Source organism: Caballeronia sp. LZ019 (assembly GCF_031450825.1).
In the GTDB taxonomy this organism is placed as follows: Bacteria; Pseudomonadota; Gammaproteobacteria; order Burkholderiales; family Burkholderiaceae; genus Caballeronia.
The window spans coordinates 167256-186720 of the sequence record NZ_JARTVZ010000004.1 but is presented as its reverse complement, the minus strand read 5'-3'; the positions used below and the strand labels follow the sequence as shown (position 1 = coordinate 186720).

General features: G+C 61.7%; 15 protein-coding genes and 4 pseudogenes. 13 read left to right on the top strand and 6 right to left on the bottom strand.

Features of this window, described 5'->3' with window-relative positions:
• Positions 1–50: 50 nt before the first annotated feature.
• The 6 genes and pseudogenes from P9255_RS12640 to P9255_RS12620 all read left to right on the top strand — a co-directional run.
• Positions 51–791, top strand: coding sequence for a pirin family protein (locus P9255_RS12640; RefSeq protein WP_309789663.1), 741 nt, complete (start codon positions 51–53; stop codon positions 789–791).
• Between the two features lie 146 nt (positions 792–937).
• Positions 938–1417: a DUF305 domain-containing protein gene (locus P9255_RS12635; RefSeq protein WP_404980332.1), complete on the top strand. Its 480-nt coding sequence runs from the start codon at positions 938–940 to the stop codon at positions 1415–1417.
• A 26-nt stretch (positions 1418–1443) separates the two neighbouring features.
• Entirely contained in the window at positions 1444–2889 is a 1446-nt protein-coding gene (locus P9255_RS12630; protein ID WP_309789661.1) for a YncE family protein, read from the top strand.
• A gap of 450 nt (positions 2890–3339) precedes the next feature.
• A complete protein-coding gene (locus P9255_RS12625; RefSeq protein ID WP_309789660.1) occupies positions 3340–3669 on the top strand; it encodes a monooxygenase family protein in 330 nt (109 codons plus the stop codon).
• A gap of 473 nt (positions 3670–4142) precedes the next feature.
• A pseudogene (locus P9255_RS27310) lies at positions 4143–4415 on the top strand (hypothetical protein); the annotation flags it as partial.
• Positions 4416–4469: 54 nt separating this feature from the next.
• Positions 4470–6115, top strand: a pseudogene (locus P9255_RS12620) (NAD-glutamate dehydrogenase domain-containing protein); the annotation flags it as partial.
• A 74-nt stretch (positions 6116–6189) separates the two neighbouring features.
• Here P9255_RS12620 and P9255_RS12615 read toward each other — a convergent pair.
• Positions 6190–7083, bottom strand: a complete 894-nt coding sequence (locus P9255_RS12615; protein ID WP_309789789.1) for a LysR family transcriptional regulator — start codon at positions 7081–7083, stop codon at positions 6190–6192.
• Between the two features lie 114 nt (positions 7084–7197).
• On the opposite strand from P9255_RS12615, the gene P9255_RS12610 reads away from it, so the two are divergent.
• Positions 7198–8061 (top strand): NmrA family NAD(P)-binding protein, encoded by an 864-nt coding sequence (locus tag P9255_RS12610; protein WP_309789659.1) that lies wholly within the window; start codon positions 7198–7200, stop codon positions 8059–8061.
• Positions 8062–8211: 150 nt separating this feature from the next.
• On the opposite strand, the pseudogene P9255_RS12605 reads toward P9255_RS12610, so the two are convergent.
• The 4 genes and pseudogenes from P9255_RS12605 to P9255_RS27305 all read right to left on the bottom strand — a co-directional run.
• Positions 8212–8670, bottom strand: a pseudogene (locus tag P9255_RS12605) (MlrC C-terminal domain-containing protein); the annotation flags it as partial.
• A gap of 353 nt (positions 8671–9023) precedes the next feature.
• Entirely contained in the window at positions 9024–9581 is a 558-nt protein-coding gene (locus P9255_RS12600) for a M81 family metallopeptidase (RefSeq protein WP_309789658.1), read from the bottom strand.
• 8 nt (positions 9582–9589) lie between these two features.
• Positions 9590–10012 (bottom strand): annotated as a pseudogene (locus P9255_RS12595) (M20/M25/M40 family metallo-hydrolase); the annotation flags it as partial.
• Positions 10013–10489: 477 nt separating this feature from the next.
• Positions 10490–10684: a LysR family transcriptional regulator gene (locus P9255_RS27305; RefSeq protein ID WP_404980327.1), complete on the bottom strand. Its 195-nt coding sequence runs from the start codon at positions 10682–10684 to the stop codon at positions 10490–10492.
• 172 nt (positions 10685–10856) lie between these two features.
• On the opposite strand from P9255_RS27305, the gene P9255_RS12590 reads away from it, so the two are divergent.
• The 3 genes from P9255_RS12590 to P9255_RS12580 all read left to right on the top strand — a co-directional run bounded on the left by P9255_RS12590 (position 10857) and on the right by P9255_RS12580 (position 14452).
• A complete protein-coding gene (locus tag P9255_RS12590; protein ID WP_309789657.1) occupies positions 10857–11459 on the top strand; it encodes a hypothetical protein in 603 nt (200 codons plus the stop codon).
• 603 nt (positions 11460–12062) lie between these two features.
• Entirely contained in the window at positions 12063–12905 is an 843-nt protein-coding gene (locus tag P9255_RS12585; RefSeq protein WP_309789656.1) for an AraC family transcriptional regulator, read from the top strand.
• A 245-nt stretch (positions 12906–13150) separates the two neighbouring features.
• Positions 13151–14452 (top strand): amino acid permease, encoded by a 1302-nt coding sequence (locus P9255_RS12580; protein WP_309789655.1) that lies wholly within the window; start codon positions 13151–13153, stop codon positions 14450–14452.
• Positions 14453–15032: 580 nt separating this feature from the next.
• Here P9255_RS12580 and P9255_RS12575 read toward each other — a convergent pair.
• The gene (locus P9255_RS12575) at positions 15033–15389 is read right to left on the bottom strand and encodes a hypothetical protein (protein WP_309789654.1); all 357 of its coding nucleotides are present in this window, start codon (positions 15387–15389) and stop codon (positions 15033–15035) included.
• Between the two features lie 910 nt (positions 15390–16299).
• On the opposite strand from P9255_RS12575, the gene P9255_RS12570 reads away from it, so the two are divergent.
• The 3 genes from P9255_RS12570 (at position 16300) to P9255_RS12560 (ending at position 19418) form a co-directional block, all read left to right on the top strand.
• Positions 16300–17106: a helix-turn-helix transcriptional regulator gene (locus P9255_RS12570; RefSeq protein ID WP_309789653.1), complete on the top strand. Its 807-nt coding sequence runs from the start codon at positions 16300–16302 to the stop codon at positions 17104–17106.
• Between the two features lie 96 nt (positions 17107–17202).
• Positions 17203–18606, top strand: coding sequence for an NAD-dependent succinate-semialdehyde dehydrogenase (locus tag P9255_RS12565; protein WP_309789652.1), 1404 nt, complete (start codon positions 17203–17205; stop codon positions 18604–18606).
• A 41-nt stretch (positions 18607–18647) separates the two neighbouring features.
• Positions 18648–19418 carry an alpha/beta hydrolase gene (locus tag P9255_RS12560; RefSeq protein ID WP_309789651.1) on the top strand — a complete coding sequence of 257 codons (771 nt, stop codon included), beginning with the start codon at positions 18648–18650 and terminating at the stop codon, positions 19416–19418.
• Positions 19419–19465: the final 47 nt, after the last annotated feature.

Below are 19465 nucleotides of genomic sequence, written 5' to 3'. Positions count from 1 at the left end.
AGGGAAGGCAGCGTTCACGCGCTGTCTTTTCTCTCAACGGGAGGTGCATCGTGATTCGACAACGGCCGTTCGGCACGCTTGGCCGCATCGACCGCAACTGGCTCGAGGCAAAGCTCCACTTTTGTCACGGAAAGATCGGCCCGGACGAGCGCGCGCGCCTCGGCGCGCTGCACATCTGGAACGACGACACCTTCGCCCCGCATGCCGGATTCGGCATGCATGCACACGAGAACGTCGAGATCATCACGTTCGTCCGCTCGGGCGCCATCACTCACGAAGACAGCTTCGGCAATAAGGCTCGCATCGCCGCGGGCGATGTCCAGGTGATGAGCGCCGGCGAAGGCGTGCTGCACTCGGAGCGCAACGAAGAGAACGAACCGGCGCGGCTCTACCAGATCTGGCTGACGCCGCGTTCGCGCAACACCCCGCCGCGCTGGGCGACGCGGCGGGTCAATCTGCACGGCGTCGAGGGCAGCTTCATCGTGCTTGCAAGCGGCCACGAGAACGAAGTCGCCGCCGGCGCACTGAGCATCGATGCACGGGCGCGCTTCATCGGCGCGACGCTGCGTGCAGGGCAATCGCTCGTTCAACCGATGTCCGACGCAGCGATGGCGTATCTCGTCACAACCACGGGCCGCATCCGTGCAAACGATGTGGAGCTGGCCCCGCGCGACGGCGCAGCCATCGAGAACGAAGTCAGCCTTACGGTGACTTCCATCGGCGATACCTCGATTCTGATGATCGAGCTACTGTCCGCACCCGTTCCCGCGGGAACTCACGTCGGAACATGAAGCGTCCGTGACGCGTTGCGATGCGTCCTGCTCGTCTGCGACCGCTCACCGCGCGACTACCGCGACGCCTTTATTCGACGGCATCCGGAATAAACCGCACAAGGCGCTGTTCTCCCATTCCAGAGGCAATCACGGAGAAACCGATGATGAGTTCACGAAGAACCGTTCGCGGCCTGTTGTCGTTCGCGTGCGCGCTGCTTCTCGGCGCCGGGGCAGGCGTCTCGCACTCCGCTGAACCGGGGCATGCCACTGCGCCGGCAGCAGAGAGCGAGTTCCTCGAACAGAACAACGCTGCGATGACGAGGATGATGACAAACATGGATATCGCGGCATCGGGAGACGTCGACGAGGACTTCGTCGGCATGATGATTCCGCACCACCAAGGGGCCATCGACATGGCTCAGGCGGAGCTTCGCTACGGCAAGAACGAGCAGTTGCGGCGGATAGCGCAGGAAATCATTGTCGAGCAGCAGCAGGAGATCGCGGCGATGCACCTTGCGCTCGGCACGACCTTGCCGCCGTCCGCTGCGTCGCCCGATCAGATCGCCCCCGCCGCGAAGCAGGACCCGATGCCCGGGCACACCCATATGGGCACGCATTCACCCACCCACGAGGAAATTCAATGAAGCCACTCATGTTCCGGAGAAGACTCATGACGGGACTGGTTGCGTTGGCTGCCGCGTCCATCGCGGTTGCGGGCCAGGCGCCCGATGCGGATAGCGCACCGGATATCCCGGTCAGTCACCATGACCGGGTCTACGCGGCCGAACAGTTCTCGAATACGGTCTCCGTGACCGATCCGGCGGACAATCGCCTGCTGGGCGTCATTCGTCTGGGCGACCCGTCACCGATGAACTTCAGCCCGCTCTACCGAGGGCAGGTGCTCGTCCACGGAATGGGCTTCTCGCCGGATCACAAGACGATCGCGGTGGTGTCGATCGGATCGAACTCCGTCTCTTTCATCGACACGGCGACCAACGCAGTCAAGCACGTCACCTATGTCGGGCGCTCGCCGCATGAAGCCTTCTTCACGCCGGACGGCAAAGAGGTATGGGTCACCGTGCGCGGCGAAAATTACGTGTCCGTGCTGGATGGCACGACCTACGAGGAGAAGACGCGGATCACGGTGCCCGCTGGGCCGGGCATGCAGATCTTCTCGCCTGACGGAAAGTACGGATATGTCTGTTCGTCCTTCAATCCGGAAACCGATGTTATCTCCGTAGCAGATCACACGATCGTGGGCAAGGTGAAGCAGGACAGTCCGTTCTGCCCGAACATTGCGGCTACCCCGGACGGCAAGCAGGTATGGTTCACGCTCAAGGATGTCGGCAAGACGCAGGTCTTCGATGCAAAGCCGCCCTTCTCCTTGCTCAAGACCCTCGACACGGGACCGATCACCAATCACGTGAACCTCGTCAGGAATGCAAACGGGATGTTTGCGTATGTCACCGTGGGCGGGTTGAACGAAGTGAAGGTCTTCCGGACCGACACGTACGAGCAGGTCGCGACGATACCCGTCGGCAAGTTGCCGCACGGCCTCTGGCCATCCGGAGACGGAAGCCGCGTGTACGTGGGCCTCGAGAACGCCGATGCAATGGCAGCGATCGACACCATCACGAACAAAGTCATCGGCCAGGTGCCTATCGGGCAGGCGCCGCAGGCTGTGACGTATGTGCCGAATGCGGTGCCCGACGGTGACGGCATGAGCAATCTGCAACCGCTGGGCGTGGCCGGCAACACCACGCACCTGACCCTGTCCGCCGTAGGCAGGAAGCAGGGCGACCACAATCCGCCGACGAGCGTGTCGCTATTCGATCAGGGCCTGCTGCAGGTCTTGCAAGCGTCGGTGACCGGTCTGAATCCCAAGCAGCCCTATGTGCTCGGACTCGCCGGAAAGCCCGACGGCAGCGGTGCAATCGAGGGCCTTGCCAGTTTCATGACGAACCCGGCGGGATCGGCAATCGTGAATGCGATCGGGCAAATTCGCCAGGTCGTCTCGGTGAATGACCCGGAGGCGAAAGGCACGCGCCGCTACCTCGTCATTGCGCCTCAGGTCGATGGCAAGCCGGGCAAGCCGGTGCAGGTCCAGGCGTTGTAACTGTCAGGAAGCCGACATGCGGGCCGGGAGCGTGGAGAGGAAACGCTCGCCGGCCCCGTTGGTCTGGAAAAGCCAGGGCACTGTCGCCGAGTAGAAAAGTCAAGACCGCACGGAGTCGCGTGGTGAAGCCTTGAAGACAGAGATGGTCGATGGCGTGTCCCATGGCGCCGAACGGGCCCCTGCGCGCACCGGCAGACAGGGGCCGGTCTGCTCAAAGCCCTTCGGGAACGACGCGCCTGCGTCGATATCTATCCCTAACGCGTACTTGCCCGTCCTAAGCGGCTGCCTCCGCGTATTACTTAACAAGCGCGTGCATACCACGTCGCCGGCCCTCAACTGATACACACGCGAGCGCTCCGCCACCGATGCGACAGTCGGTGCCTCCGGACGTACTTACCGGCGACACGACTCTTTCCTACTATGCTTATAGCCAACAGCAAGGGAGCCGCCATGCAGACGCGCGTCATCCGAACGTCCGTCGATCTCAGTGCTCACCCGAATCTCGTCGTCGTGCTATTGGGTTTTCGCGTGCGCCGGCTGCGGAGAATCGGCGCGATGCTCGGCATCGGGAAAGGCCTGCGGCAGATCGAATCGAATCCGCCCGATGGCTTGCTCTCCAGTCAGCAATCGTTCTTTGCGCTGAACCACATCGGCATTCGTCAATACTGGCGCGACCTCGACAGCCTCGAAGCATTCACTCGCAGCGAGCCGCATTCGCGCTGGTGGCGCGATTTTCTGCGCGACAGCGGCGGCGCGGGCTTCTGGCACGAAACGGTATAGCCGGCAGGGAATGGAAGCGGTGTATATCGACATGCCCGGCCCCGTGGGCTTCGATCGCTTTGCACCCGCACGGCAGCCGACCGGTCCGTTCATGTGCGCGCGGCAGCGGATGGGGGCGGACTAGCAATCCAGAGAGAACCCACTCGTCGATTGAAGGACGCCAGATGCATGCCGCGCAAACGTCGGTGACTGCTTCGCGCCCTTCTCCGTTGTTCAGGCGCACATCGCCGCAGCAACGCGGAACGCGCCACGCGGCGCATAAACGGCATGCACCCGAAGCAAGCAGGTCCAAAGAAGCGTCACGCCTCGGGAGGACACCATGCTCGTCAGAAACGAAGCGCGAGTCGAACACCTCATCAACGAACTCCTGATTTGCACGCGGGCGGTTGCGGGAGCCTGCCTTGCGAGTCGTCGAGCCGCTGCTGCGCTACTGCTACGAACATGTCGATGTCGCCGATCTGTACGGCGCCGCGATGGCGCACTGGCAGACGGCGCGAAAATTCGTGCGCGGGCGCGAAGTGCTGCGCGTCTATAACCCGAATCTGGAACAGCACGGCTGGCATTCGGATCACACGGTTGTGGAGATCGTCAACGACGACATGTCCTTTCTCGTCGATCCGGTGACGATGGAACTGAACCGGCTCGGCCTCGCGCTGTATTCGGCCATTCATCCGGTGTTTCGTGTCTGGCGTTCGAGCAAGGGCGCGCACGAGGGCGAGATCGAGGGCGAGATCGAGCGCATCGGCCAGGGCCATGCCGAAGCGGGCGATGGCAATTCCGAACTCGAATCGTTCATTCAGGTACAGACGGCGCTCGGGATCAGCGCATCCGTGCTCGCGCCGAACGAGTTGATCCGCGCGATCCTGCTCGCGCAAGCGGACCTGCTTTATAACGGCGGCGTCGGCACCTATGTGAAGTCGAGCGCGGAGACGCATCAGCAGGTCGGCGACCGCACGAATGACGGCGTGCGCGTGAACGGCGCGGAACTGCGCGTGAAGGTCGTCGCGGAAGGCGGCAATCTCGGCCTGACTCAACTGGGGCGCATCGAGTTCGCGCAGCACGGCGGGCGCATCAACACGGATGCGATCGATAACTCGGCGGGCGTCGACTGTTCGGATCACGAGGTCAACATCAAGATTCTGCTCGGCCTCGTGGTCGCGGACGGCGAGATGACCGGGAAGCAACGCAATGCATTGCTCGCCGAGATGACCGATGAAGTCGGACTGTTGGTGCTGAAGGACAACTACGCGCAGACGCAGGCGCTTTCCATTGCGAAGCGCCATGTCGCCGAAACGCTCGATGCGGAAGCGCGCATGATGCGCTATCTGGAACGCGCGGGGCGGCTCAAGCGGCGCATCGAGTTCTTGCCGAACGACGATGACATCGCTGAGCGCGCGGCGGCGAAGTCCGGGCTGACATCGCCGGAACGCGCGGTGCTGCTCGCCTACGGAAAGATGTGGCTCTACGACGAACTGCTGGAATCCGATGTGCCGGAAGATGCGCTCGTCGCCGGCATGCTGCCCGATTACTTCCCGAAGCCCCTGCAGCAGCGCTACGGCGAAGCGATGCAGCGGCATCCGCTCAGGCGCGAGATTCTCGCGACGCATTTGACCAATGCGCTGGTGAATCGCGTGGGCTGCACGTTCGTGCATCGGCTGATGGAGGAAACCGATGCGCGCCCGAGCGATATCGTGCGCGCCGCGCTGCTGTCGCGCGATGTCTTCGATCTCGACGACCTGTGGCGCTCTATCGACGCGCTGGACAATATCGTCGCGGACGAAGTGCAGGCCCGCATGTTCGTCGATGTCGTGCGCCTGCTCGATCAAACGTCGCTGTGGTTTCTGCGGCAAGTCAAGCGCAACGGCGCCAGTGCGGACGAAGTGAGGGGCCTGCTCGCGCGTTGCCGCGAGGCGGCGCAGCGGCTCATGCCGCAACTGCCGGCGCTGCTGCCTGCCGCGCAACTGGACGCCTGGTACGGGCTTCGGCGTGAACTGGAGGATGCGGGCGTCGAAAGCAGCATCGCGGCGCGCGTTGCAAGCGGCGAGATCGCAACGGCGGTGCTCGACAGTGCGGAAGTCGCGGCGTGCTCCGAGCGCAGTCTCGAACTTGTCGCGAGCGTGTACTTCGGCATCGGCACGCTGCTGGACTATCGGGGCATCGCCGAACGCGCGATGGCGCTGCCGATCTCGACGCACTGGGATCTGCTGGCGCGTGCGGCGGCGCTCGAAGAATTCGCGCGTCTCAAGCGCGCGTTGACGGTGAGCGCGCTCGATGAATCGCGCGGCATCGACGCGGCGGAAGCGATTGTCGAAAGCTGGCGCGCGAAGCGGCAGGATGCGCTCGACCGCTATACGCGCCTGCTTGCGGAACTGCGGCGAGCGGCGGCGCGAGTCTTTCGATGCTGCTCGTCGTGGTGCGCGAGATGGCGGTGCTGGAAGGGGCTTAGGTGCTTGCGCGACGGCGCGGAATCGCTGTGTACGCATATATGCGTAGTTCGAACGAACACGACAGCATGCGAGTCTACGTTCCGATGAAAGCCGCCAGTTCCTCGGAGACGCCTGAGGGAAACGCTGTTTTGAGGTGGTCGAGAAACGCGGAAACACGGGCGCTCAAATAGCGCCGTGAAGGATAGAGCGCCCATAGCGCGATCTCGGGCCCGTCCACCTCGCCCCACTGTTCGAGTGTGCCACTGGAAATGTCGCGGCTCACGAGCGACAGCGGCAGACAGGCCGCGCCCACGCCTAGCCGGACCGTGTCCCGCACCATGAGCAGCGACGACAGTCGAGCGACCGGGTTGACGAAAATGCGCGTTTTTCCCCTGGGGCCGGCAACATCCCAGAACGACGCCTGATCGGACGCTCCTCGAATGACCGCCGCCACCGGCGTTCTGCCCGCGGGCCGCTGCAAGCCGGGCTTAGCCACGACGACGAGCCGGTCCCGAAGGAAAATCCGTCCGATCAGACTTTCGTCGGGAGCCGGATTGACCCGGATAACGAGGTCATATCCTTCCTCGATTATGTCGACGGGGCGATCCTCTGTCGTGACCTCCATACGAATCTGCGGCCACTTGAGCGCGAACGACGCCACCAGCTTCCCCATAGCGATTTGGGAGAAGAGCGCGGGCGCGCTGATGCGCAAACGGCCGCGGGGCTGCTCGCTATCCGATGCGATCGCTGCGGCACTTGCACTCAGTTCAGCGAGGAGCGCACCTGTGCGCTCGTAAAGCGCATGTCCTTCCTGAGTCAGCCGGACGCCGCGCGGACCTCGCTCGAAAAGCCTGATGCGAAGGCCGTTCTCGAGTTCGCTTACCCTTCGCGACAGTGTCGCCTTCGGACGCTCCGCCGCCCGGGCGGCTTCGCCGAAGCTCCCGTGACGAGCGACGAGATTGAAATCAGCGAGCGCGAGAAGATCCATTTGCATCGGCCTGTCGTTCCATTTATGAGACGCCTCGTCTCTTTATATCATCTTCCGGACCAGACGTGGATCACGTACCTTTGAGCCATCCCAACCCGTTCAAGGAGTGACACCATGACTATCCTCGTTACCGGCGCCACTGGTCGTGTCGGCCGTCAAGTCGTCGATCAACTCGTTCGTCGCGGAGCCGACGTGCGCGTGCTCATACGTGATCCATCGAAGGCCAATTTTCCTGCCGCAGTGAGCGTCGTACAGGGGGAGATGCTCGATATCGACTCGCTGCGCCGCGCGTTCGACCGGGTGCGCACGCTGTTTCTGCTCAATGCGGTCTCAGGCGATGAATTCACACAGGCGCTGATCGCGTTGAACGTCGCCCGCGAGGCCGGCGTCGAGCGCGTGGTATACCTGTCCGTCATGCATGCGGATCGCTTCGTCAACGTGCCGCATTTCGCAGTGAAGTCCGGCGCCGAGCGGATGATCGAAGGGATGGGCTTCAGCGCCACTATCCTGCGTCCCGCGTATTTCATGGACAATGAAGCGATGATCAGGGACGTCATCGTCGATCATGGCGTCTACCCGATGCCCATCGGAACCAGTGGCGTCGCCATGGTGGATACCCGCGACATTGCGGAGGTCGCGGCTATTGAACTGATCCGCCGCAACGAGGGTGCCGGCGACCTCTCCGTCGAGGTCATCAACCTGGTCGGGCCGGACACGCTGACCGGTCCGGAAGTGGCCGCCGTCTGGGGCGATATCCTCGGTCGTCCGGTTGCCTATGGTGGTGACGATCCGACCGGTTTCGAGCAGAACCTGGTGGGCTTCATGCCGAAATGGATGGCTTACGAGATGCGCCTGATGGCCGAGCGATATGTCAGCGACGGGATGGTGCCCGAAGCCGGCGATGTCGAGCGTCTCGTGGGCATTCTCGGCCGTCCCTTGCACGCTTATCGCGACTACGCCACCGAACTTGCGCAATGAAGCTTCGGCGGATGCCTGGCCCGATGCACTCGTCGGGAGTCGGGTTAAATGCTCGATTCCCCAGTCCAGCGGATACACCGGCCGCCTGAGGTTCTCGAACGGAAAGAGTGCATAGTCGGAACTCGTGACGCCGCGGCTATCGCATTCGACGAGGCCGCCCGCAATCGGCACGAAGACGGGGCGGCAATACATGCGCGACTTGAGTATCAGGAACCTCGCGTCACGCGGATCGATGCCGACGCTCTCGAACACGCCCAGATCCCACGGTTCGTGCGTGCGCTCCGTAACGAGGATGCGCGCCGCCGGCGTTCCGAGCACGGCGGATCGACCCATGTATGCACGTTGTCCCGTGTAGGTCGGCCCGCTGATGATGTACTCGCCTTCGGTCAACGCGCGCACGGTACCCGTCACTTTCAGCGGCGGCTTGCCGCGCGATGCGACGCTTGCCAGCTTGTTGCCGATCCCGAGCGTGACCGTCGCACCCTCGCCTGCTTCAATAAGCGTCGCCACCGCTTCCGGATCGCACAACGGGCCGACGACGATCTTGTCGAGGTCTTGTTTCAGCGCTTCTTCGAACGCATCGGTCGTGTCGCAAGTTCCGCCCGACATGCAATTGTCGCCGTGATCGAGCAACAGCACAGGCTTGTCGGTTTCGCGGGCGAGTGCGGCGCCTTCGGCTATCGAGCGCGCGAGCGGCGCGCTGCGATACACGAAATCGTCGCACTCGTTCCAGATCTGCCGCGCGATGCGGTTCGCAACGTCCTGTGCCTTCGCGCGCGCGCCATCCGCAACGGACGACGCTGATGCAAGGCGCGGCAATATCGGGGAGTGAGAACCCCGATAGTACCGATACGGCCAGCACGCCGTCCTCGCCCTCGGCGGCGCGCCGCATCGACGGCGCGCTTCATCGCACCATCGGACGTGGAGCTTCTGAGCGTGTGCGTCAACAACGGCGGTTGCGCTCATGCGATGACCGGTTTCGTTTTTCCATGAACGAGATCGAGCAATAGCCGCGCCGCGTGATCGCCGCTCTCGTACATATCGACGTGCGGATGCGTCTTGAAACTCGTGACTATATCTGCGTTGTCGATGATTCCTGCGTGACGTTCGCGTGCAGATCGAGCGTACCGCGATGGGCGCGTGCGGCAGCACACCCCGCACGCGTTCGAGCAGATCGCCTTCGCCATCGGCCGAATCTCCGCGACCATCGCGCCATGCAGATCTAGCATCACCGCGTCGCAAACTTCGGCTGCATCGACGATCGCCTGGCAGATCGCGTCATAAGCAGCGCCGGCGACACGCCCGCTCGGATTGGCCGATGCCGATATCGGCGTGACGATCTCGGCCCCTTCGCGTTTCGCCGCATCGATGAACGCGGACATCGCGGTGCGCATGCCCGCGTTCTCGCAATACGCATCGTCGCCGTGACATGGACCGTCGCGTCCGAACGCTTCGAGCGGCGTCGCTACCGGCGAGAACGTGTTGGTCTCGTGATTCATGTGCGCGATGAGAATCTTCATGCGACGTCTCAACTGGAAGCATTCGCCGCGCGCAGCATCACGCTCAGAAACACGTTGCAGCCCGCTTCGAGATGATCGGCGCGTGCATCCTCGATTTCGTTATTGCTGATGCCGTCCTTGCACGGCACGAAGATCATCGCGGCCGGCGCGACGCGTGCGGGGTACACGACGTTATGTCCTGCGCCGCTGACGACATCTATCGACGTATAACCGAGCGCATCCGCGCTGTCCCGCACCGACGTCACCAGCGTGTCTGCGAAGGGTTGCGGCGCGAAGTAGACCACCTCGTCTACCGTCACGGGCAGGCCCGCTTGCGCGCATGCCGCGCGCAATGCGCGGTCCATCGCGAGTAAGGTAGCATCGTCGGCGGCGCGCAGATCGACGGTGAGCTTCACGCGCCCCGGAATCACATTGCGCGAGTTGGGATGCACGCCATTCGACCGCGCGTGCTGTTACATCCCGGTCATATTGTGTGTAGGACGACTCGCCGGGACCAATGCGTTCAACGAGCATGCGCGGGCCGTTCGGACGTGGCTTGAACGGCGCGCGGATGGAGCCCCAGACCCTTCCATACCCGCCGACCACGTGCATTGGCAGGTGTTCTTTGTCGAATCCCGCCGGGTCTTCTTCGGCACGGTAATGGAGCTTGCCGATGCTCTCGACCCGGACACCATGGTCTTGCAGTACGTGACCCCAACCGCGCTCAGCACCGAATTAGGGCATCGCGTTGTCGCAATGACGAATGTCATGGACCCGCTTGCCCGTGGCGAAGGCTGCGCGTGCGGCGACACAAATCGGGCTGGGAGTCCGCAATTGTCCGAATCAAAGGCGGCGCGACGATCCCAGCAAGCGCCTCCTATGCATAGACGAACCCTTCCGACCGGCGAGTCCTCGGCCTGATTGACGTCTCACTTGAGATTGTCGAAACCTGAAATTAGTTCGACAGCTCGAGAATACAGGCGATGCCCCGCTTCCGAGAGTTCCACTCCCTTGGAGTGTCGTTCGAAAAGTCGAACGCCGAGTTCGCTCTCGAGAGCGGCAATGTGCGTACTGAGCGCAGGCTGGGCAACGGCGAGCGACTGCGCAGCGTGAGTAATCCACATCTCCGATGTCACTCCTGCTGCAGCCTCAAATCTCCGTGAAGAGAGGGCGGCGTTCACACCATCTATCCAGAGAGAGATCGCCGGGAGCCCCCCCGTCGTTGGTGGCTCGAGTTGGCGAAGCGGTAGCTTCGCTGTACGGTTCGGGTATAGCGAACTTCAATATATCGATGCAATGCGTGACGACCCTTGGCTTATTGCACCAGAAGACGCCTACGCAGCATGGCAACGCGAGGAGGCCACCGGCGCTGATCGCCGTGCGTTCGCCGACCAGTCAATCGTCCAGCACCGCTCGGTGTTCTCGCGCTTCAACGACTATCTCGTCGGTCACCGTGCGACCGTGACCAGCTACGGAGCAGACCACCTCGACGGCTTCTTCACTGATCTCGCGCAAGACTGCGCCCCCGGCACAACGACGCGCCTGCGCTATCTCAAGCTGATTGACCGATTCACGCGTCACCTCGTGGACCTCGATTTGCGCGCCGACAATCCGGCCGCGCAGATGCTTGCCAATGAGACCTGGCCGGGAGACGAACCTACACCGATCTATCTGTCGTCAGATGACGACGCACGGCTCCAAGCCGTGTGTGTTCCAACCGAGGGCGTCGCGTTCAAGGAACTGCGGAACACGGCGATCGTGGCGCTGTTCCTCGCGTCGGGCGTCACGGCAGCCGAACTCCGGCAGTTGCGAGTTGACGACCTCGATGTGGATGGGGAGCGCCCTACCGTCTTCGTTGAGAAGCACAGGCCTCGTATCGCGCGGCGTGTTGCCGATTGATGCGTTCGCGGTCGATGTTTTGCGTAAGTACCACAGGGCGCGACGAAGCATGCAATGCGCGACGCAATGGTGGTTTATCGCCACCGCAGGGGGCAAACCGATGCAGCCGGACACCATGCTCAAATGTGTGCGAGCAGCGCTTCGACGCGCGCGATTGTCTGCGGCCGACGAAAGTCCCCGACTGCTCAGAAATACGTTTGGGCGTCGGCATATCGTCGGCGGCAAAGCAAATGAGCAGGTCAGCAACCTTATGGGTCTGTCCAGCCATCGCACCGCTACCCGCCTGCGTCAGACTCTCGACGCCAGCGAAATTCCGGCGGCTGAATCATAAATCGTTCAAACTCTTTCACGACCGCTGCGCTTCCGCAACCGGCCAGGAGCCGCCGGTCGAGCTCAACATCCAGTTTGATCAGCCAAGCTCTCGTCTCGCCTCGCTCAATGGCTGCTTTGCGGCGAGCAAATAGCCGAGGGCACAGCCTCAATCCGGCCACAAGCGGCCCACGACTTATCGAGTTCTACGGCAGCGCGGGGAAGCACTGCTTGGCGACGGTTACAATGTCGGCTTGATGGACGCCTTGCGCCCGACCCATCGGTTTTTCCACTATGGCTCGCACTGATCCCAAAAACCACGCCTCTTTCTGGTGGCACCGGCATACGCCCGGCCTCAGCATGATGCGGGCCGACTTCACCACGCAACAGTACGCTCCCCACACGCATGAAGGATTCGTCATTGCGGTCACGGAATTGGGTGGTTCTGTCATAAAAAGCCGTGGCGTGACCGATGAGGCAAGAACTTCGACACTACTCGTCTTCAACCCGGCCGAAGCGCACTCGGGATCGATGGGGCGGAGCGAACGATGGACGTATCGGTCGCTCTATTTCGGGGAATCCGCGATCGCCGCGGTGGCCGATGGACTTGGGATTGAAGCGCCGCCTTATTTCATGCGCAATGTCTTCGATGACTCGGATCTCATCGCTCGCTTTCTGGAATTGCATGTTTCGCTTGAAGAGGGCAATGACGTCTTTCATGAGCGAGAGCTGCTTCTGGCCACCTTTGGCCGGCTTTCCGAACGGCATGGCTGCGGCGGCGGACGCATCGAGCCAGCGCCTCACGACCGTGCGCTGCTGCGCGTCGTAACCGACCTGGTACATGATCGGTATGCCGACGAGCTGTTACTCGAAGATCTAAGCGCCACTGTTGGCCTGACAGCGTTTCAGCTCATCGGGTTGTTCAAACGGGGCCTTGGCTTGACTCCTCACATGTATCTCACGCAGGTGCGGCTTTTGAATGCGCGAAAGCATCTTGCCAGGGGACTGCCGATAGCGCATGTGGCTGCCATGACCGGGTTTTACGACCAAAGCGCGTTGACCAGGCACTTCAAGCGGTCTTATGGCATTACCCCGTTGCAGTTTGCGGCCGCCGCAGTCCGCCGGCACGATCACTAAACAGTCCAGCGCTGCAATTTTCGCCAATACGCGGATTGCTTCAAGTCGAACAATGGGGCTTTCGAATCATTATCGGAAGTCACCATGGCCGTGCCCACTCGCGAATATCGTGTCGTTCGCCGCTCTCATGCTCGCCTCATAGCTCACTGCCGCCTATCACCGAACCAACTCGTGCGCATTGCACAAGATAGTGACGACGGCATCCCAGAACTTGCGCATTACGTGACCGCCGCCGGGGTGCAATCATGAGTGCGGGTACCGGTAGAAGCGCGCAGACGCGATTGCGGCGCTCATTGGGTTTGCACGGAGCAGTCGCCGTCGGAGTCGGCGGAACGATCGGGGGCGGAATTTTCGTGCTAGTCGGCCAGACGGCTGCGCAGGCAGGGCCTGCCGCACTACTGTCGTTTGCCCTTGCCTTCGTCGCCTCACTTGTAATCGCTCTACCGTACGCCGAGCTCGCTTGCCGGTATCCGCAAGCGGGCGGCGGTTACGCCTTCGTGCGCGAGGTGTTGGGACGAAGATGGGGCTTCCTCATGGGATGGGTGTTCTGGGGCTCCTACGTCTTCGTAAGCGGCTATGTGACGCTAGGGTTCGGCGGATACCTGCATGAGTTGACGGGCGTTCCGCCTGTAGTCGGCGCGGTCGCGCTCGTACTGGTATGCGTAGCGGTCAACGTGCGCGGCGTCGAAGTCGCCGGCAGGGTCCAGGTGTTGGTCATTTGTCTCGCGATCGCCGGCTTGCTCGGTTTTGCCGAAGCAGGAACTCATGCGATCCAGCTCGCACGGCTAACCCCATGGGCGCCGAATGGTCTACAGGGAATATTAACGGGCGCCCTGACCGCGTTCCTCGCGTTCGGCGGCTTCGATATGGTCGCGGCTGCGGGCGAAGAGATTGCCGAACCGGACAAAAACTTACCGCGGGCTATCTTTATCACCCTCGCGATCGTGCTCTGCGTTTATCTGCTGGTCGCATTTACCGCATTAGGAACGGTTGACTGGCGCACGCTGGGCGCTTCCTCTGCGCCTCTCAGCGAGGCCGCGCAACGCTTCCTTGGTGACCTCGGGGGCCGCTTTGTCGCTGTGATAGCAGTGGTGACTACCGCTGCGACCGCTAACGCCGTGCTAGTCGTCACATCGAGGATCAGTTTTGCAATGGCACGAGACGGCCTTTTGCCTTCCCGGCTCGCAAGAGTTCAACCCAAAACCGGGACACCACTTTGCGCAGTGCTGTTGAGCGGAATCCTGTTGGTCATGATGGCCGTTCTCGGTTCGCCTGCAAGTGCAACGGCGATCGGTGGGTTTCTGTACGTCCTGCATTTCATACCGCCTTTGCTTGTGCTTCTGCAACTGCGTCGCGTGAAAAGCGCTTCGCCCGCATTCAAGACACCGATGCCGAAAATCCTGCTGCCATTGGCTTTTGCTATGACGCTCCTCCTGCTCGCCGCAAGCGGAACCAAGGGCATTGCCGGCGGGGTAGTCTGGCTCGTCACCGGCATCGCAGTGATGTGGCTTCGCAGGGGCCCCGCTAGTCGTGAAACCGTGCACTAGCGGCGCGGAGTGTATGTCCGCTAGCTCGCCCATAAGCGCCATCCACATGCCAGCATCTAATGGCTGCTCAGCGTCGGGAGTACGCACTGCGGACTGGCCGCTTCCGGGAGCGGAATTCCGATGGCCGCTTTCTGGCGATGAATTTGCAGAGCGGTCCGACACAACCCGACCCACAACGGCCGCTCGCACGAGTGCTACCTCGACGTCAGCTTTTAGGTGCGGAACCGGCGTTCACGCAGTCACGCGTGCATGGGCGGTTCTGTATCCCTGGTCGTCATGGGATGTTTGCGGCAGAAATCGGCTATTGCATGACGTACATCGTTGCCACCACACGACACGGTATGCAGCCAGTGAAACCATTGATCCTGTCGAAATACTTCCGAAAACGGACTCATCGATTCGATGACTCTTCGCTGCTCACGGTAATCTAATAACCGCTTTTTGTCGGGCATAACCAGCTCATGGACGTATGCATTCCGGCAGTTATAGATGCCGAGCGCTGCGACAATAAATGCGTCGTATGAGCCCGCTAGGTGCTGCGATCTGTCGTGTTTGGCCAGATCCTCCAGTAGTTGCAATCTCAGACGATGTCCAAGGGCTTTAACACGGGATAAAACGTCTTCGCAACCTTAGTGCATTCGCCAGAATTGAGCGAGTTCATCAGATATACGTACAGTGCATTTCCTGATTCCAATGGAACAAAGCCGACGTTCGTGTCATACCCCGTATGCAAGCCGGCCTCCGAATATGTTCGTTTTGCGTAGGCGAATTGAGGCGGTAGGGTGGACAACTTATCCGATTCGATCTCCTCACGAATTCGGATGCAATCTGAATTGCTTGCATCGTTTGGTACCCATTTGGTCGGGAATTCGTCTTCACGAACCTTGTATCCTTTTAGGTTTCCTTTCCAGTCTAGGTCGAGTTCCACACTGCGCATTCTTCGCTCCTATCTCATCGCCGCGTAGCACTATTATGCGGGCATTGAAGCATACTCGACCCGTCGCGTCCGCAACCCTCCGGGCACGGTTCCGTGCGCGATCCTCAAGCCTGTAAGGAGCTCTCGCGACTCTGGTCAAACAAGTACCGACGCCACAGGACCTGGCTGCCACGTATGGTCGGAGGAGCGTTCGCTTACGGCGCGCGTCCGACGCTTCGACGTCCGACCGGCGACGCCTGTAATCGGCGGGTTGCGGCCAAATTGAGGCTGTGCCCTCGGCAATTTGCTCGCCCAAAAAGCGGCCATCCAGCGACGACAAACGAAAGCTTGGTTGATCAAACTGGACGTCGACCTCGACCGGCGGCTTCTGGCCGAGCCCTGATGGATGGCTCACGCACGGACCTCGGCCTTTACGGATGTACGCCGTTTAAACAATGTGCGGCGGCTGCACGTCGCTTCGCGGTCGTTCAGCGAGGCAGCGTTGGACAGCACAGCACTGTCCGGCGTTACGGAATTTGTGCGCGACACTCCACGAGTGTCTGCATTGCGCCGACGCGCTTGCATGTGCAGCAAGGAATCTACGAGCTTTTTCTCGGCCCGGCTACGCGGCGAAACTGGCAACGGCTTGTCAATAGAGCAGATATCCGGCATCGTCCGGAAACTCGGCACTCGGCCGGCTATTTCGGCTCCTCACGGGGTTGCGGCGGTTTGGGGGCTCCTGGTTTCACAGCAGCCACAAGAGACGGTCATCAGGCACATGAAGCTTCGATGATCGCGTGCGTCCCCATCCCTGCGTCGGCGCACGTTAGCAAGTAGGATTGCACCGCTGGTCGGTGAGTCATTGCTCACAGATGAGCAATCCGTTAGCCGGTTTTCGACCACTACCCCTAGCGAGTGACTTCTCTCGATCATGTTGAAGCGACCCGATACCCAACAGCGGCGCGAACTCGGCGCGTTCCTTTCAAATCGCCGAGCCAGACTGCAACCCGCCGATTTCGGGTTGCCCGATGGCCCGCGTCGCACGGCCGGCTTGCGACGCGAAGAAGTCGCGGTGTTGGCAGGCGTGAGCGTGAGCTGGTACACGTGGCTGGAACAAGGACGGGAAATCAATCCGTCCGCCGACGCGCTGCGACGCATATCCAATGTGCTGAAACTGGACGCCGTCGAATCAGCGCATCTTTTCGCATTGTCATCGCGAGAACACGCGCAGGCGCCGACCGGCGATGGCGTGAGCGATGGACTCGAACTGCTCGTGCGATCCATCAACGTGCCTGCGTATGTTCGTAACAACCGGCTCGACATCCTCGCGTGGAATGCTGCGATTGCCGATCTGTTCGTCGACTATGGGTCGCTGCAGCCGCACGAGCGCAACACGCTGCGTCTGCTGTTTCTCTATCAGCCGTATCGCACGTTGATCCTCGACTGGGAACAGATGACGCGAGGCATGATCTCCGCCTTTCGCGCCGCGCGCGCTCAGGCGCAGGACAAGGCGCCGTTCGACAGCCTCATTGACGAACTGACGGCACTGAGTCCCGAGTTCCGTGAATGGTGGCAAGACATCGACGTCAAGGGCTTCGATGAGGGCGACAAGCGGCTGCGCCATCCCGATGGCGGCCACATCGAATTCACCTATGTCGCGCTCACGCCCACGGGGCGCCCCGACCTTTCGCTCGTGACCTACATCCCCCGGCACGCTGCCAGGGACTCCCACTCATAGGATCACAAGACGCCTTCTTCGCCCGGTTCGACTTGCCTAAAGTGACACCACTGCAGCGATTTCTTGCTGCCCCAACGTCACTCCAGAGAGGCCAACATGTCGAACTTGAGCACGCCCTTTTCCATCGGCGCGACTTCCCGCAATCCTGCAACGGGCGAATTCATCGCTCACTATGCGTTCCAGTGTGCAGACGAAGTCGAGCGCGTTCTGAATGACAGCGCGGCCGCTTATCGCCTGTGGCGCGCCACGCCGATGGCCATGCGCGTCGCGACTTACCGGCGTTTGTCCGCCACGTTGCGTGAACGCTCCGAAGCGCTCGCATCTTTGATTACCTCGGAGATGGGCAAGACGCTTGCCGCTGCACGCGCCGAAGTCGAGAAGTGCGCTGCCGCCATCGACTGGATCGCGGAACACGGCCCCGCCTTTCTCGCCGATGAGCCCGCACCGGTCGACGGTGACGACAAGGTCCACGTTTCCTACTTGCCGATCGGTTCAATCCTCGCCGTCATGCCGTGGAACTTCCCGCTGTGGCAGGTGATTCGCGCGTCCGCGCCAATCATGTTGTCGGGTAACGGCTTTATTCTCAAGCATGCGCCCAACGTGATGGGCTCCGCCTACGCCTTGCAGGAGGCCTATGAAGCCGCGGGCTTTCCGGCCGGTCTCTTTGCCAATCTCAACGCCGATAACGAGACCATCGCCCGTGTAATCGAAGACCCCCGCGTCGCGGCAGTGACGCTCACCGGCAGCATGCGCGCAGGGTCGGCCGTCGCTGCCACCGCTGGCCGCGCGCTCAAGAAGACGCTGCTCGAACTCGGCGGCGCCGATGCCTTCATCGTGCTTGCCGACGCCAATATCGATCTTGCCGTGAAGGCGGCCATCGAGGCTCGATTTCAGAATGCGGGGCAAGTCTGTCTTGCGGCGAAGCGCTTTATCGTCGAGCGGCCTGTCGCCGAAGAGTTCACGCGCAAGTTCGTCGAGGCGGCGCGGCAAGTGATAGCAGGCGATCCGCGCGATCCCGCAAGCACCATCGGGCCGATGGCGCGCGCCGATCTGCGCGACGAACTGCATCGCCAGGTCGAACGCACGATCGAAGCAGGCGCGACGCTGCTCTTGGGCGGCAGACAAGTCGAAGGCGCGGGCAACTACTACGAACCGACCGTCATCGCCGATGTGCTCCCCGGCATGGCCGCGTTCGATGAAGAAACCTTCGGTCCGGTAGCCGCCATCACGGTCGCCGAGAACGCGGAGCACGCGATCGAACTTGCGAACACGAGCGACTACGGCCTGGGCGGAAGTCTCTGGACCAGAGATGTGGCTCACGCCCGGCGCATTGCGCGTCGCCTTGAGACGGGCGGCGTGTTCATCAACGGCTTCTCCGCTTCGAATCCGCGTATTCCTGTTGGCGGCGTCAAGAAGAGCGGCTACGGACGAGAACTCTCGCATTTCGGTCTTCGCGAGTTCACCAACGCGCAGGCTGTGTGGGCCAGGACGGTCGGCTGAATTGCCTTAGCGGTTTTCTTCTTTCATATATGGAGTCTGCAATGAAACTCACCAAGAATCTCACCCGCATTGCTGCCGCCCTCGCCCTGGTCACAGCGGGAACCATCGCGCAGCCGGCAATGGCCGCGCCTGTAAAGAACATCGTACTGGTCCACGGATTTTTCGCGGACGGCTCGGGCTGGCAAGCCGTCTCAAACATCCTCACTCGCGACGGCTACAACGTGTCCGTGGTGCAAGAGCCGGAGACATCATTCAAGGATGACGTATCGGCGACCCAGCGAGTCGTCGATGCACAGGATGGCCCGGCCATACTCGTGGGCCATAGCTACGGCGGTGCCGTTATCACCGAGGCCGGGAATGACGCGCGTGTCGCAGGTCTGGTCTATGTCGCCGCCTTCGAACCGGACGTTGGTGAAAGCCTTCACACGCTGACATCGAAGATGCCGGGGCAAAGCAAAGCGATCAAGTCGACGAACGATGGTCACCTGTATCTCGACCCCGCGCACTTCAGGGCCGATTTCGCCGCCGATGTGCCCGCTGGCGACACGGCTTTCATGTCGCGCTCACAAGTCATGCCGGCGGTCGAAGCGTTCACCGCGCCAGTCACGCAGCCCGCGTGGAAGACGAAGCCGAGTTGGGCAATCGTGGCCAGTGACGATCGCACGGTCAACCCGGACCTCGAGCGCTGGATGGCGAAGCGTGCGAACAGCGCGATCGTTAACGTGCCGTCGAGCCATGCCGCTTATCTGTCGCATCCGGCGGAAGTGGCACGTGTGATCGAGCGGGCGGCCACAGCATCGGCTGATCACTGAGACTTTTTCTGCGATTCGTAGACGACTGGTCTACTTCGTGGTACAGT

Coding starts and splice junctions, on each gene's coding strand:
- P9255_RS12635 (WP_404980332.1), top strand. CDS start 938: ATGAGTTCACGAAGAACCGTTCGCGGCCTGTTGTCGTTCGCGTGCGCG.
- P9255_RS12630 (WP_309789661.1), top strand. CDS start 1,444: ATGACGGGACTGGTTGCGTTGGCTGCCGCGTCCATCGCGGTTGCGGGC.
- P9255_RS12625 (WP_309789660.1), top strand. CDS start 3,340: ATGCAGACGCGCGTCATCCGAACGTCCGTCGATCTCAGTGCTCACCCG.
- P9255_RS12615 (WP_309789789.1), bottom strand. CDS start 7,083: ATGGATCTTCTCGCGCTCGCTGATTTCAATCTCGTCGCTCGTCACGGG.
- P9255_RS12610 (WP_309789659.1), top strand. CDS start 7,198: ATGACTATCCTCGTTACCGGCGCCACTGGTCGTGTCGGCCGTCAAGTC.
- P9255_RS12600 (WP_309789658.1), bottom strand. CDS start 9,581: ATGAAGATTCTCATCGCGCACATGAATCACGAGACCAACACGTTCTCG.
- P9255_RS27305 (WP_404980327.1), bottom strand. CDS start 10,684: ATGTGGATTACTCACGCTGCGCAGTCGCTCGCCGTTGCCCAGCCTGCG.
- P9255_RS12590 (WP_309789657.1), top strand. CDS start 10,857: ATGCGTGACGACCCTTGGCTTATTGCACCAGAAGACGCCTACGCAGCA.
- P9255_RS12585 (WP_309789656.1), top strand. CDS start 12,063: ATGGCTCGCACTGATCCCAAAAACCACGCCTCTTTCTGGTGGCACCGG.
- P9255_RS12580 (WP_309789655.1), top strand. CDS start 13,151: ATGAGTGCGGGTACCGGTAGAAGCGCGCAGACGCGATTGCGGCGCTCA.
- P9255_RS12575 (WP_309789654.1), bottom strand. CDS start 15,389: ATGCGCAGTGTGGAACTCGACCTAGACTGGAAAGGAAACCTAAAAGGA.
- P9255_RS12570 (WP_309789653.1), top strand. CDS start 16,300: ATGTTGAAGCGACCCGATACCCAACAGCGGCGCGAACTCGGCGCGTTC.
- P9255_RS12565 (WP_309789652.1), top strand. CDS start 17,203: ATGTCGAACTTGAGCACGCCCTTTTCCATCGGCGCGACTTCCCGCAAT.
- P9255_RS12560 (WP_309789651.1), top strand. CDS start 18,648: ATGAAACTCACCAAGAATCTCACCCGCATTGCTGCCGCCCTCGCCCTG.